General features: G+C 75.9%; 10 protein-coding genes. 6 read left to right on the top strand and 4 right to left on the bottom strand.

Translation table 11 applies throughout. The features are described 5' to 3' along the window. The first annotated feature begins 24 nt into the window (after window positions 1-24). Both AC07FJ_RS25890 and AC07FJ_RS25885 read left to right on the top strand, forming a co-directional pair. Window positions 25-981 (top strand): cytochrome c oxidase assembly protein, encoded by a 957-nt coding sequence (locus AC07FJ_RS25890; RefSeq protein WP_479051696.1) that lies wholly within the window; start codon window positions 25-27, stop codon window positions 979-981. Between the two features lie 120 nt (window positions 982-1,101). Continuing rightward, entirely contained in the window at window positions 1,102-1,272 is a 171-nt protein-coding gene (locus tag AC07FJ_RS25885; protein WP_479051695.1) for a hypothetical protein, read from the top strand. 15 nt (window positions 1,273-1,287) lie between these two features. Here AC07FJ_RS25885 and AC07FJ_RS25880 read toward each other — a convergent pair whose 3' ends face one another. Both AC07FJ_RS25880 and AC07FJ_RS25875 read right to left on the bottom strand, forming a co-directional pair. Continuing rightward, complete coding sequence (locus AC07FJ_RS25880) at window positions 1,288-2,652, bottom strand: APC family permease (protein WP_479051694.1); 1,365 nt, start codon at window positions 2,650-2,652, stop codon at window positions 1,288-1,290. A 107-nt stretch (window positions 2,653-2,759) separates the two neighbouring features. Then, window positions 2,760-3,239 carry a DUF6098 family protein gene (locus AC07FJ_RS25875; RefSeq protein WP_479051693.1) on the bottom strand — a complete coding sequence of 160 codons (480 nt, stop codon included), beginning with the start codon at window positions 3,237-3,239 and terminating at the stop codon, window positions 2,760-2,762. Window positions 3,240-3,461: 222 nt separating this feature from the next. Here AC07FJ_RS25875 and bdeA point away from each other — a divergent pair, with 222 nt between their 5' ends. The 4 genes from bdeA to AC07FJ_RS25855 all read left to right on the top strand — a co-directional run bounded on the left by bdeA (window position 3,462) and on the right by AC07FJ_RS25855 (window position 9,443). Further along, window positions 3,462-4,316 (top strand): bis(hydroxyethyl) terephthalate hydrolase, encoded by an 855-nt coding sequence (gene bdeA, locus AC07FJ_RS25870; protein WP_479051842.1) that lies wholly within the window; start codon window positions 3,462-3,464, stop codon window positions 4,314-4,316. Window positions 4,317-4,416: 100 nt separating this feature from the next. Continuing rightward, window positions 4,417-7,257: a helix-turn-helix transcriptional regulator gene (locus tag AC07FJ_RS25865; protein ID WP_479051692.1), complete on the top strand. Its 2,841-nt coding sequence runs from the start codon at window positions 4,417-4,419 to the stop codon at window positions 7,255-7,257. A gap of 96 nt (window positions 7,258-7,353) precedes the next feature. Beyond that, window positions 7,354-8,637 (top strand): outer membrane protein assembly factor BamB family protein, encoded by a 1,284-nt coding sequence (locus tag AC07FJ_RS25860; protein WP_479051691.1) that lies wholly within the window; start codon window positions 7,354-7,356, stop codon window positions 8,635-8,637. 182 nt (window positions 8,638-8,819) lie between these two features. Then, on the top strand, window positions 8,820-9,443 hold the full coding sequence (locus tag AC07FJ_RS25855) for a response regulator transcription factor (RefSeq protein WP_479051690.1): 624 nt from the start codon (window positions 8,820-8,822) through the stop codon (window positions 9,441-9,443). 16 nt (window positions 9,444-9,459) lie between these two features. On the opposite strand, the gene AC07FJ_RS25850 is transcribed toward AC07FJ_RS25855, so the two are convergent. Beyond that, on the bottom strand, window positions 9,460-11,211 hold the full coding sequence (locus AC07FJ_RS25850; protein WP_479051689.1) for an ATP-binding cassette domain-containing protein: 1,752 nt from the start codon (window positions 11,209-11,211) through the stop codon (window positions 9,460-9,462). After that, on the bottom strand, window positions 11,208-12,995 hold the full coding sequence (locus tag AC07FJ_RS25845; protein ID WP_479051688.1) for an ABC transporter ATP-binding protein: 1,788 nt from the start codon (window positions 12,993-12,995) through the stop codon (window positions 11,208-11,210). The genes AC07FJ_RS25850 and AC07FJ_RS25845 overlap by 4 nt, the downstream gene beginning before the upstream one ends. Window positions 12,996-13,077 lie beyond the last annotated feature (82 nt).

Genomic DNA, 13,077 nt, shown 5'->3' with positions numbered 1-13,077 from the left:
CCCGTACGAATCAGGAGCCGGCGGATGGATCATCACAGCGGGCACGGCATGCCGATGGACCTTCCGCCGTTCACGCTGGGGCGGGCGCTCGCGTACTCGCCGGACACCTTCTTCCTGGTCGGCTGCCTGTTGGTGCTCGGCCTGTACGGGTGGGGCGTCGTCCGGCTGCGCAGGCGCGGCGACTCCTGGCCGGTCGGCCGGATCGTGTTCTTCACCGTCGGCGTGCTGACCGTGGCGCTGGTGATGTGCACCAAGCTGAACGACTACGGCATGGTCATGTTCAGCGTGCACATGGTGCAGCACATGGTCGTCAGCATGCTGTCGCCGATCCTGCTGCTGCTCGGCGCGCCTGTCACGCTGGCGCTGCGCGCGCTGCCGGTCGCGGCGCGGCGCGGTGGCAAGGGGCCGCGCGAGCTGCTGCTGGCCCTGCTGCACAGCCGCTACCTGCGGGTCGTCACGCACCCGGCGTTCACGATCCCGCTGTTCATCGCGAGCCTGTACGGGCTGTACTTCACGCCGCTGTTCGACTTCCTGATGGGCTCGAAGCCGGGGCACATCGCGATGATGGTGCACTTCCTCGCGGTCGGCCTGGTGTTCTTCTGGCCGATCATGGGCGTGGACCCGGGCCCGCACCGGCCGGGCTACGTGATGCGGATGCTGGAGCTGTTCGCGGGCATGCCGTTCCACGCCTTCTTCGGGATCGCGCTGATGATGGCGTCGGAGCCGATGGTCGACGCGTACCGGAACCCGCCGGCCTCGCTGGGCATCGACGCCCTCACGGACCAGAGCGCGGCGGGCGGCATCGCCTGGGCGTTCAGCGAGATCCCCTCCGTGCTGGTGCTGATCGCGCTGGTGTACCAGTGGTACCGCTCCGAGCAGCGGCAGGCGGTCCGCAAGGACCGGGCGGCCGACCGGGACGGCGGCAAGGAGCTGGAGGCGTACAACGCCTACCTGGCGTCGCTGCACGCGCGCGGCCGGTAGCGGGGCCGCCAGGGCGCCTCCCGGCGGGTCGTGCGCGGCGGTAGCGCTGTGGGTGGCAGTGGGGCGACCATGGCCGTACGGCCCGTCGGCCCCACGGCCCAGGCCGGGAGGAGGGCACGCATGTCCAGACACACGTCCAGTCCCGCGAAGACGATGGGGGCGCTCACCGTCGGCGCGCTGGTGCTGACCACGGCGTACACGGTGGCGCTCGGCAGCAACGGCTGGCTCTGGTTCGGGTGGGTCGTGCTCGGCCTGCTGACCCTCGGCGTCATCGCCCTCAGGGACACGTAGGGCCCTCAGGGACACCTAGGACTGCTCCGCAGGCGGCTTCCGGCGGCCCGATGCCCGCCGCCGGAGCGCCGCGGCCGCGCCCAGGACCAGGCCGACGGCGAGCACGAGGAGCCCGCGCAGCCACACCTGGGCCTCGATCCGGGTGGCGAGCAGGACGCACGAGGCCGCGCCGAGGACCGGCAGGACGACCGGCGCCCGGAAGTGGCCCGGGGTGCCGCCGGTGTCCCGGCGCAGGACCAGGACGGCGGTGTTGACCAGGAAGAAGACCACCAGCAGGAGCAGCACCAGGGTGGCGGCGAGGGTCTCGACGCTGCCCGTGACCGCCAGCAGCATCGAGAGCGCGGTGGTGGCCGCGATGGCCACCCACGGCGTACGCCGCCCGGGCAGCACCCGCGTGAGGAGAGCGGGCAGCAGCCCGTCGCGGGCCATACCGTAGGTGAGGCGCGAGGACATGATGCCGGTGAGCAGCGCGCCGTTGGCGACGGCGACGAGCGCGATCGCGCTGAACAGCCACAGCGGCACGCCGCCCGCCGCCCTGACCACCTCGAGGAGCGGGCCGCTGGACTGCGCCAGGGTGCTGGTGGGGACGGCGGCCGATGCCGCGATGCCGACGAGGACGTACACGCCGCCGGCCGTGGCGAGCGCGCCGAACAGGGCGCGCGGGTAGGAGCGGCGGGGGTCGCGGGTCTCCTCGGCGACGTTGACGGAGGTCTCGAAGCCGACGAAGGAGTAGTACGCCAGCACCGCGCCGCTCAGGACGGCCGACGCCGCGCCCTTCTCCGCGGTGCCCAGCCGGGTGAGCCGGCCGGGGTCGCCGTCGCCGCGCAGCAGGAGCCAGGCGCCGAGCACGATGATGATCACCAGACCGCTCACCTCGACGAGGGTGGCGACGACGTTGGCGCGGGTGGACTCGCGGATGCCGCGCGCGTTGAGCAGGGCCAGGGCCGCCAGGAACAGGACCGCGACCAGCGCGACCGGGACGGTGGCGAAGGCGGCGAGGTAGTCGCCCGCGAAACCCCGGGCCAGTGCGGCGACCGAGACGACACCGGCGGCCAGCATGCAGAACCCCGCGAGGAAGCCGGCGAAGGGCCCGTAGGCGCGGGTGACGTAGTGCGAGGCGCCACCGGCGCGCGGGTACTTGGTGGCGAGTTCCGCGTACGACGCCGCCGTGAGCAGGGCCAGGGCGAGTGCGACGGTCAGCGGCACCCAGACGGCGCCGCCCGACGCGGCGGCGACCTGGCCGATCAGGACGTACACCCCGGCGCCGAGGACGTCGCCGAGGATGAAGAAGTAGAGCAGCGGGGTGGTGAGCGCCCGCTTGAGCGGCCGGCCCTGCTGGGCCGGCCGCGCCGTGGCTGCGTGATCCGTGGCTGTGGACATGTGGTCCGTTTTCCCTGGTGGGCCGGGAGCACGCGGGACGTTCGTCCCGTCCGCGCCGGGCCGGACGGGCCGGGCAGGCCGGGCGGACCCGGCGGGCCGGGCGGGTCTCACCTGCGCATGGGGCCCCAGGGGCGGCGCTGGCGCGCGACCTCGCGCTCGGCCTCCTCGATGACCTTGAGGTCGATCCAGCAGACCGGCTCGATGTCGCGGACCAGCGGCTCGTTGTCCGGGCCGCGGCCCACCTCGCGGCCGCGCAGGGCCCAGGGGCGTACGTCGCCGTCCCGTTCCTCGCGCAGGTGGCAGTAGTCGTAGAGGCGCCTGGCCACCCACAGCCGCACGGGGCGGTCCTCCCACCAGGTCTCGACCTGGAGGGGGTTCGCCGAGAGGCCGGGCATGGTGATGCCGGTGAGGTGGTCGGCGCTGTGCGTGTCCTTCACGTCGTCGGCGGGGCTGCGGGACCACCGGACGTAGAGCTCGTCGTGGCGTTCCACCAGGTCGCCCAGTTCCGCGAGGCTGCTCACCGTGGGCAGCTCGGTCACGCCGTCGGGGGCCGTCCTGCGGCCGGGCGCCGCGTCGGTCTGGTCCATGGGGGGTCACGCTCCTCGTCGTGCCGACCGTCCTATCGGGACGTCCGCCGCGTACCCCTGGTGACGACCGGTGATTCCACCGATGCCGGTGTGACGTGGGCGCCGGGACAGTGGCACCCCAGCGAACACGGCGGTTCCGCCCGGCGGTGATCCTGTCACCGCGAGCACACCGGGCTGCCCCGCCACGACCGAGAGGACGACTCAGTCGTGAAGAGATCCACTCTGGCGGCGTTCATCGCCACCACCTGTCTTGGCATGACCCTGACCATCACGCCGGGCGCGCAGGCCGCCGAGAACCCCTACGAGCGCGGCCCGGCACCGACCACCGCGAGCATCGAGGCCGTCCGCGGCCCCTACGCGGTCTCCCAGACGGAGGTCTCCTCCCTGGCGGTCACCGGGTTCGGCGGGGGCACCATCTACTACCCCACCACCACCGCCGACGGCACCTTCGGAGCCGTGGCCATCTCGCCCGGCTACACCGGGACCCAGTCCTCCATCGCCTGGTACGGCCCCCGGCTCGCCTCGCAGGGCTTCGTGGTCTTCACCATCGACACCAACACCACCCTCGACCAGCCGGACAGCCGCGGCCGCCAGCTGCTCGCCGCGCTGGACTACCTGACGCAGCGCAGCTCCGTACGCGGCCGGATCGACGCCACCCGGCTCGGCGTGATGGGCCACTCCATGGGCGGCGGCGGTTCGCTGGAGGCCGCCAAGAGCCGGCCGTCCCTCCAGGCCGCGATACCGCTCACCGCCTGGAACACCGACAAGAGCTGGCCGGAGATCAAGACGCCGACGCTGCTCATCGGCGCCGACAACGACACGATCGCGCCGGTCTCCTCGCACTCGGAGCCGTTCTACACGAGCCTGCCGAGCACGCTCGACAAGGCGTACCTGGAGCTGAACAACGCCGGCCACTTCGCGCCGAACACCTCCGACACCACGATCGCCAAGTACAGCATTTCGTGGCTCAAGCGGTTCATCGACAACGACACCCGCTACGAGCAGTTCCTCTGCCCGATCCCGCGGCCGAGCCTGACCATCGAGGAGTACCGGGGCACCTGCCCGCACACCTCGTGACACCAGGACGCGGTGCCCGGGCACAGAGTTGGACCGGCGGCGTTGGGCGCGTGCCCAACGCCGCTTCCGGCTGTCGTTACGCGGAAGTAACGTGCTGTGTGTGACCGGGATATACGGCCGGAGCGCTGAACTCGACGCCGTGGCGGCCCTGCTGGAGCGGGTGCGGTCCGGCCACGGGGGCGCCCTCCTCGTCGCCGGAGAGCCCGGCCTCGGCCGCACCGCGCTCCTCGACCACGCCGCCGCTCGGTTCGGGGGCTGCGGGCGTGTGGCGCACACGCGGGCGGCGGCGGCCGAGCGGGGAGTTCCGTACAGCGGGGTGCACGCGCTGCTCTCCGCCGCCGGGGTCCGCGGTGCGGCCGGCGTCCTGCGCGGCGGGCTGGAGCCCGGCGGACTGGCCGAGCTGCTGCGCGGGGCCGCCCCGGAGGCACGCCCCCTGCTGGTGTGCGTCGACGACGCGCACCTGTGGGACACCCCGTCGCGCGCCGCGCTCGGCTTCGCGGCCCGGCGCCCCGAGTCGCTGCGTACCGTCGGGCTGCTGGTGTCCGTGGCCGCGCACCGGGTGCGGGACCCCGAGTTCGCGGGGGTGCCGGTGGTGCGCCTCGCGCCGCTCGCCGATCGGGCCGTGGCCGCTCTGGTGGACGAGCTGGTGGACGAGCCGGCGAGCGGTCCGGCAGGCGATCCGGCAGGCGATCCGGCAGGCGTGGTGACCGGTGGCGGTGCCGATCCGGCGGTGCGGGAGGAGCTGCTGCGGGAGCTGCGGTACGAGACCGAGGGCAATCCCGCGCTCGTCGCGGCGGTCGTGAGGGGCCTCACCCCGGCGCAGCTCACCGGGGGCGCGCCGCTGCCCCGGCCGCTCGTCGACGGCGGCACGCTCTCGCGGACGTTCGGCGGGCGGCTGTCGGGGCTGCCGCCCGACACCGGGTTCACGGTGCTGCTGGCGGCCGCCGCGCAGGAGCTCGCGCCGGGAGACGGCGGCGCGGACGCGGCCGTGGTGCTGCGGGCCGCCCGGGCCGCCGGGATCGGGCCCGGGGCGCTGGACGCGGCCGAGGCGGCGGGCGTCCTGGGGATCGGTGAGGAGACGATCCGGTTCGAGAGCGCGCTGCTGCGGCGCACGGTCCTCGCGGGGGCCCCGCTGTCGCGGCGGCGCACCGCGCACGCACTGCTCGCCGCGGCCCTCGGCGGCGAGGACCACCGGCTGCCGCACCTCCTCCACCGCGCCCTCGCCGCCGAGGGGCCGGACGCGGGCCTGGCGGCGGCGCTGGAGGCGGCCGCGGAGGCGGGCGGCACGCCGCCGGAGCGGGCGTCGGCCCTGGCCCGCGCCGCCGAGCTCAGCGCCGACGACGCCACCCGGGCGGCGCGGCTGACGGCGGCCGCCGAGCTCGCCGTGGCGGCCGGGGATCCGCGGCGGGCGCGGGAGCTGCTCGCCGCCGCGCGGCAGGCCGCGCACGGAGCCGTGCGCGGCCGGGCCGAGCTGGTGCGCGGCACCCTCGCGCTGTACGACGGCCCCGTCGGTGACGCCCACGCGGAGCTGCTGGTGGCTGCCGCGCTGCTGGGCCCGTACGACCCGGAGCGCGCGCTGGCCGCGCGGCTCGCCGCCGTCGAGGCCGGGTGGGCGATGGGCGATGTGGCGGCGTGCCTGGCCGCGCTCGGCGGTGAGGGAGGGCCGCCGGAGCGTTCGCCCGACGAGCCCGGGGCGTCGTACGACTACCGGGCCGGGCTGTACGCGGCGCTCGGTGGGCGGCTGGACCGGGCGCGGGAGCCGCTGCGCCGGGTGGTGCGCCGGGCCGCGGGGGACGACGACCCCGTGGGCCTGCTGCGGGCCGGGGCCGCCGCGCTGGTGCTCGGCGACAGCGCGGGCGCCTGCCGCGCCGGTGCCCGCGCGCTGGCGCTCGCCCGGGCCCGGGGCCTGACCGCCCTGGAGCCCCGGGTGCTGGAACACCTGGCGTACGCGGAGCTGCGGGCCGGGCGGCACGCGCTGGCGCGGGCGCACGCGCGGCAGGGCCTGTGCGGGGCCCACCGGGCCGGGCTGCGCAACGTCGTCGCGCACCAGCACGCCGTACTCGCGCTCGTCGCGTCGGTGGAGGGCGACGCCGGGGCCGTGGCGCGCCATGTGGGGCACGCCCTGGCGGTCGCGCGGGCGCACGGCCTGGCCCAGGCCGCCACGCTCGCCGAATGGGCGGCGGCCCGCGCCGATCTCGGACGGGGGCGGGCGGCCGACGCCGCCGCCCGGCTCGGGCCGCTGGTACGGCCGGGGCCGCGCCGGGGCCACTTCGGCGTGCGGATGCTCGCCGTGCCGTGCTTCGTCGAGGCGGCCGTGCCGGCCGGGCTGTGCGGGGACGCGCGGGCGGCGGCCGCGGAGTTCGCCGTCTGGGCGGCGCTCGGCGCGGACGCGCAGGCCCCGGCGCAGCTGGCGCGGTGCCGGGCGCTGCTCGCGTGTGAGGCGGAGGAGGCGGACGCCCTCTTCCGGGAGGCGCTGCGCCGCCACGAGGAGGCGGGCGGCGACTTCGAGACCGCGCGCACGCTGTTGCTGTACGGCAAGTGGCTGCGGCGCCGGCGCCGTCCGCGCGAGGCACGGGGCAGGCTGCGGGACGCCCTCGTCGCCTTCGAACGGTGCGGCGCCCACCCCTGGGCCGAGCAGACACGGGCGGAACTCCGCGCCACGGGTGAGGCGTCGGGGCCCCGGCGCGAACCGGCCGGGGTGCTCCCCGTACTGACGCCGCAGCAGTTGCGGATCGCGCGCTGCGTCGCCGAGGGGGCCACGAACCGCGAGGTGGCCGCGTGGCTGTCGATCAGCCCGCGCACCGTCGACCACCACCTGCGCAACGTCTTCGCGCTGCTCCAGGTGCGCTCCCGGGTCGAGCTGGCACGGCTGATGGACCGGGCGGACGGCGCCGGGGTGGCCCACCTGGCCGAGCGGGACGGCGCCGTGGCCTACGAGTAGGGGCGGGAGCCGCGACTGTCCGCCCTCCGGCTGCCATCCGTCCCTCCCCGCCGGCTGTCCGTATGATGATCGCCGCTGTAGCGGAGGGGGAGCGGGATGAGCACACGGCTTACCTGGATACTGATCAAGCTCGGGGTGGTGCTGGTCGTGGTCGGCGCGCTCACCGCAGGGTGCCTTTCCACCACGGGCCGCTTCCCCGGCGACTCGATGGACGTCCGCTGGAGCACCCCCGCCGACCGCACCGACTCGGACCACGGCAACGGCGTCTGGCTGTCCGGCGACACCCTGGTGCGCAGCCGCTTCGACGCGGTGACCGGGTTCGACGCCCGTACCGGCAAACGGGCATGGGAGTACGTACCGCCCGGACGCTCGGAGATCTGCGGCGGCGACGCCGACGAGGCCGCGTCCGTGCTGGTGGTGGTCCGCGACGCGGACGGCGCTGCGGAGAAGGCCGGGGAGTGCGCCACCGCTGTGGCGATCGGTCTGAAGGACGGTCGTGAACTCTGGCGCACCGCCATCGCCTACGCCCCCGGCGACCCCAACTCCCCACGCGAGATGGTGGCCGCGGCCGGGGGTGTCGCCGTGCTCGGCGAGCGGGTGCCGCGCGCCGTGGACGTGCGCACCGGCCGGGTGCGGTGGACGGCGGCCGTCCCCAAGGACTGCTCGGCGGGCCGGTTCGGCGCGGCCGAGCGCCGGGTCTCCGCGGTGCTCGCCTGCGGCGGGGACAAGAAGGAGGACCCGGACGAGGCGCCCTCCGGCGAACTGCACGCCGCCGCCTTCGACCCGGCCACCGGCACGCTGCTCTGGTCGACCCCGCTGAGCGCCCGCCGCCCGCTGCTCGCCGGGAGCACGCCGGCCCACGTGGTGTCCGCGGACCCGCTGGTGGTGGCCGGCCCGGAGGCCTACTACTCGTTCGGCGAGGACGGCCGCGCCCAGCCCGCCATCGACTACAAGGGCGACTACGGCGCCATCGGCGGGACCAGTTCGCACACCAGCCCCCTGTCGTTCGAGGTCGCGGTGGACGGCGGCAGGCTCTACGCCCTGGGCGATCACCACAGCAGGTACTACGACCACACGCTGGTCGCCTTCGACCTGGCGACCGGTGAGATCGCCTGGGGCGGCACGGACGAGCACATCGACGGCGCCAAGGCCTACGACCTGCTCGTCCAGGACGGGAAGGTCACCGTGCTCACCGAGGCGGACGAGCACATGTTCGCCGACGGCGACCTGTTCGTCTTCGACGCCGCCACCGGCGAGGAGCTCGACAACCGCGGCTTCCACGACCAGGTCGGGGGCGTGCTGTTCGACTACCGGGGGCTGTTGATCACCGGTGCGGCGGGGTACCGGGCCTCGCCCTTCACCGCGTACGAGCGGTCCTGACGCCCCCTCGGACGGGAAGGGGGCGCACGGGCGCGCACGGGTAGCACGGGGGGCGCCCGCTTGCCTGTACCGCGCGCCCCGTACGCCCCAGCGAAAGGTTCCTGCGCCCGCGTCCGGGGCAGTCGCATGTGTGGCATGCGAGGCCCGGGAAACGCCGGGCCGCCATCGGGAGGGGAACCGCTATGACGAAGGTGCTTGTCCTGCACAGCGTCGCCCTGTTGCGGTCGGCGCTGGCGGCGCTGCTCACCAGGGAATCGGAGGGGTCGGAGGAGTCGTTCGAGGTCTCCACCGGCGGCTGGTGCACGGCGCTGCGGGAGACGGAGTCGTTACGGCCCGACGTGTGCGTGGTCGACCTCGACTGTCCGGGCACCGCGACGCTGTGGGAGGACGGACGGTCCGGCGGCGGCGTGGCCCTCGGCTCCCGCATCGGTCTGCTGGTGCTCGCCTCGGCGGGGCGCCCCGGTTCGCTGCGCAAGGCCTTCGAGGCGAGGGCGCTGGGCTACGTCGACAAGGACAGCTCCCCACGCCGCCTGGTGAGGGCCATCCGCAAAGTCGCGGCAGGCGAGCGGTTCGTCGACGAATCGCTCGCCTTCGGCTTTCTCGAGGCGTCCCGGATGCCGCTCACCGCAAGGGAGTTGAGCGTGCTGGCACGAGCGGCGGAGGGCGAGTCCATCGCCGAGATCGCCAGAGGGCTGCACCTGTCCAACGGCACCGTGCGCAACTACATGGCGTCGGCCACCCGGAAGGTCGGCGCGCGCAACCGGATAGACGCCATCCGTATCTCGCAGGGCGCGGGGTGGGTGTGAGGGCGAGCCGGACGGCTCACCCGTGGGAGACGCCCGTGAGATCGCGGTAGAGCGGCGAGGTGTCCAGCAGTTCCTCGTGCGGCGCGCACGCCGCCCGCGTACCGTCCAGCACCAGGACGCGGTCCGCCCGTACGGCCGACGACAGCCGGTGGGCGACGACGACCAGGGTGCCCGGGCGCGCGGCGAGCGTGCGCTCCGCGCGTTCCTCGGTCTCCGGGTCCAGGTGGCAGGTCGCCTCGTCGAGGAGGAGCAGCGGCGCCGCGGAGAGGCGGGCGCGGGCCAGGGCCAGGAGCTGCCGCTCCCCCTGCGACAGCCTGCCGGGGTCGACCACCGCGTCGAGGCCGCCGAGCCGCCGCACCAGGGGTTCGATGCGGAGCGCCGCGACGGTCTCCTCCACCTCGGCGGGCCGCGCGCCGGGCCGCAGGTAGCGGAGGTTGTCCAGGACCGTGCCGCTGAAGACGTGGGCCTGCTGCGGCAGCAGGACGCGGCGCGGATCCGGTCCGGGCGGGCCGTCGTGCGCGCGTGCGGGGGCGCCGTCGACGAGGACCGTGCCCCCGGTCGGGGTGAGCAGCCCGGCCAGCACGGCCGTCAGCGTGGACTTCCCGATGCCGCTGGGGCCGACCACCGCGAGGTGCTCCCCCGGCTCGACGACCAGGTCGAGGCCGTCGAGCACGGGGCGGGCGCGGGGGCCGTACGCGAAGGTGACACCGCGCAGTTCGACGGCGGCGGCCGCACTGCCGCCGGGGCGGGGACTGTGCCGTATGGACGGCGCAGCGCCCGGGAGCGCCGGCTCCTCCGTGCCGAACCGGTCCAGCACCACCAGCAGCCGGGTCCCCGCCGCGCCCAGCGCCGTCATCAGCGTGTGCAGCGCGGGCAGCAGCGCCTGGACGAGGTAGGTGAGCGCGCCGAGCAGGGCTCCCGCGGTGACCCCGCGACCGAGCAGCCACGGGGTCGCCACCAGCAGGGCCACGACCGGCAGCCGCCCCGCCGCGCCCAGCGCGAGGGTGCGCACCCCCGCCCATCGGGCGAGGCGGCGCGACAGGCCCGCCTCCGCGCCGATCAGTGCGCCCACGTCCTCGGCGACCCGGTCCTGCCCGCCGCACGCCACCACGTCGCGGAGGCCCGCCCCCACCGCGCCGACCCGGGCGGACAGGGCCTCGTCCGTGTCGAGGAAGGCCCGCTGCGCGGCGGCCATCGGCGCCAGGGTGGCGAGGAATAGCAGCAGTCCCAGCAGCAGCGGCGGCACCACCACGAGCAGCAGCGCGGGCGCCAGCGTGGCCATCCCGAGCAGCGCGCCCAGCGCCGTGAAGACGAACGACCGGGCGGTCAGGACGAGTCCCGCGAAACTGTCCCGGGCCATCTCCGTCTGGTGCACGAGCCGCGAGACCGCCGCGCTGTTCGTGGCGCCGGCGCCGTCCGACCGCGCCGGGTCGGACACCGCCGCGGCCAGGGCCTGCGATACCGCACGGCGCACCAGCCCGTCCCGCAGCGGCTCCACCAGGCCGGCGAGCCCCGCGAACACCCCGCGTACGGCGAAGCCGCCCAGCAGCGCCGCGGCCGCGGCGACCGCCAGCCACAGCAGGCCGGTGCCGGTACGCCCCGCGAGGAAACCGTCGTCCAGGGCGCGGGCGACGCCGTAACCGGTGAGGAAGGTGTGGGCCGATTCCAGCAGAGACCAGCCGGCCAGGGTGAGCAGGTCGCGCCGTCGGCGCAGCAGGAAGCGGCGCGCCTGCGGGAGGACGCGGCGCAGCGGGCCCTGGCCCGTCATGACGCGGTCCCGTCGGTCGCCGCGGTTCCGTCGGTGACCGCGGTTTCGCCGGTGACCGCGGTTTCGCCGGTCGTCGCGGTTCCGTCGGTCGTCGCGGCGAAGACCGCCCGGTAGGCCGGGTCCCGCCACAGCTCCGGGTGCGGCCCGGTGGCGCGTACACGGCCTTCGTCCAGCCAGATCACCAGGTCGGCGCGGGCCGCCGAGGAGAGCCGGTGGGCGATCACAAGCCGGGTGCCGTGGCGTACGTCGCGGGTCAGCGCCCGCTGGACCTCCCGTTCGGTGAGGGTGTCCAGGCTGGACGTGGCGTCGTCGAGGATCAGCAGCCGCCCCGCATGGGCGAAGGCGCGCGCCAGGCCCAGGCGTTGGAGCTCCCCGCCGGACAGGGGCGCGTCCGGCAGCGGGGTGCCGTAACCGCCGGGCAGCCGCTCGATGAAGCCGTCCGCGCCCGCCGCGCGGGCCGCCGCGCACAGGGCGCCGGCCGACAGCGTGCGCGCACCGAAGGCCAGGGCGTCCGCGACCGTCGCGCCGAACAGCGCCGGGCGCGCGAAGGCGTAGCCGACCTCGCGGCGCAGTTCTCCCCGGTCGAGGGAGCGCAGCGGGACACCGTCGAGCAGGACCTCGCCGTCGTCGGGGTCGGTGAGCCGGCCCGCGACGGCCGCCAACAGCGACTTGCCCGCCCCCGAGCGGCCGACCACCGCGACCGTCGCGCCGCCGGGCACCACGACGTCGATGCCGTGCAGCACGCTCGTTCCGTCGCGTACGACGCCGACGCCGCGCAGCTCGAGCGTGCCGGGGCCGCCCGGGGGCAGGCTCCCCGTCCCGTAGGCGAGGGGCGGCAGCGTCAGCGGCTCGGTCGTGCGGCGGGCGGCGGCCCGGCCCCGGACCAGGGCGCCCAGCAGCCCGGCCACCGCGCCGACGCCCGCGGCGAGCGCCGCGTACCGCGAGGCCGCCAGCAGCTCGCCGACGCCGAGGGCGCCGGACGCGAGGCGCAGTCCGCCGACGGCGAGGACGAGGCAGACGAGCAGCGGCATCAGCACCCCGCTGCGGGCGACGGCGGCGCCGTACACGCGCCACATCCGCCGCCCCTCGGCGCCGAGTTCGGGCAGCGTGGACAGGACGCGCCGCCGCTCGTACGCGGCGGTCCCGGCGGCGGCGACGGTACGCGCCCCGGCGAGGGCCTCGACGAGTCGGTCCGCGATGCCCGACTGCACGCGCTGGTAACGGGCGACGCTGTCCGAGGAGTGGCGGGCGAACGCGCGCAGCAGGAGCAGGAGCAGGGGTACGCCGGCGAGGAAGGCGGCCGCCGTACGCCAGTCGATGAGGAACAGCGCCACCAGCGCGCCCAGCGGCGGGAGCACCGACGCGGCGGCGCTCGCGGCGGTGGCGGGGACCGTGCCCGCCTCGGTGGCGTTGGCGGTGAGCCGTGTCGCCAGGTCCCCGGGCGCGAAGCGCGCGGTCGCGTGGTGCGGCGCGGTACGCAGCAGCCGGGCGAGGACGTGCGTGCGCAGCCGGGCCGTCGTCCGGGCGTTGGTCACGCCGGTCAGCCACGCCACGGCGGCGTCGAGCACCAGGTTGGCGCCGATGAGCGCGGCGCACAGCGCGACCCAGCGGGGCGCCGCGGGCGCTCCGGCGAGCAGCAGGTCGAGGGTGTGCCCGATAACGGCGGGTTCGGCGAGGGTGGCGGCGGCGGAGGCGAGGGAACAGAGGAGGAGCGCCGCGGCGTGGACGGCGCTGGGGCGGGCGGCGCGGAGGAGCGCGGCGTCTGCGGGGGCCGGCCTGGGCATCCGGGACGTGTCCTTCCTCGTCGGTTCCCGGCCCCGGGGCCGTACCCGGCGGGGCGTGCGGGCGTCGGCATGGGGCCGGGGC

This window comes from Streptomyces sp. NPDC045998 (genome assembly GCF_056430285.1).
Note: the sequence above shows the minus strand (reverse complement) of the source record. Positions and strands in the feature narration are given on the sequence as shown.

Bases quoted from the DNA above. Each gene is read 5' to 3' on its own strand.
- AC07FJ_RS25890 (WP_479051696.1), top strand. From the start codon at position 25: ATGGATCATCACAGCGGGCACGGCATGCCGATGGACCTTCCGCCGTTC.
- AC07FJ_RS25885 (WP_479051695.1), top strand. From the start codon at position 1,102: ATGTCCAGACACACGTCCAGTCCCGCGAAGACGATGGGGGCGCTCACC.
- AC07FJ_RS25880 (WP_479051694.1), bottom strand. From the start codon at position 2,652: ATGTCCACAGCCACGGATCACGCAGCCACGGCGCGGCCGGCCCAGCAG.
- AC07FJ_RS25875 (WP_479051693.1), bottom strand. From the start codon at position 3,239: ATGGACCAGACCGACGCGGCGCCCGGCCGCAGGACGGCCCCCGACGGC.
- AC07FJ_RS25860 (WP_479051691.1), top strand. From the start codon at position 7,354: ATGAGCACACGGCTTACCTGGATACTGATCAAGCTCGGGGTGGTGCTG.
- AC07FJ_RS25855 (WP_479051690.1), top strand. From the start codon at position 8,820: ATGACGAAGGTGCTTGTCCTGCACAGCGTCGCCCTGTTGCGGTCGGCG.
- AC07FJ_RS25850 (WP_479051689.1), bottom strand. From the start codon at position 11,211: ATGACGGGCCAGGGCCCGCTGCGCCGCGTCCTCCCGCAGGCGCGCCGC.
- AC07FJ_RS25845 (WP_479051688.1), bottom strand. From the start codon at position 12,995: ATGCCCAGGCCGGCCCCCGCAGACGCCGCGCTCCTCCGCGCCGCCCGC.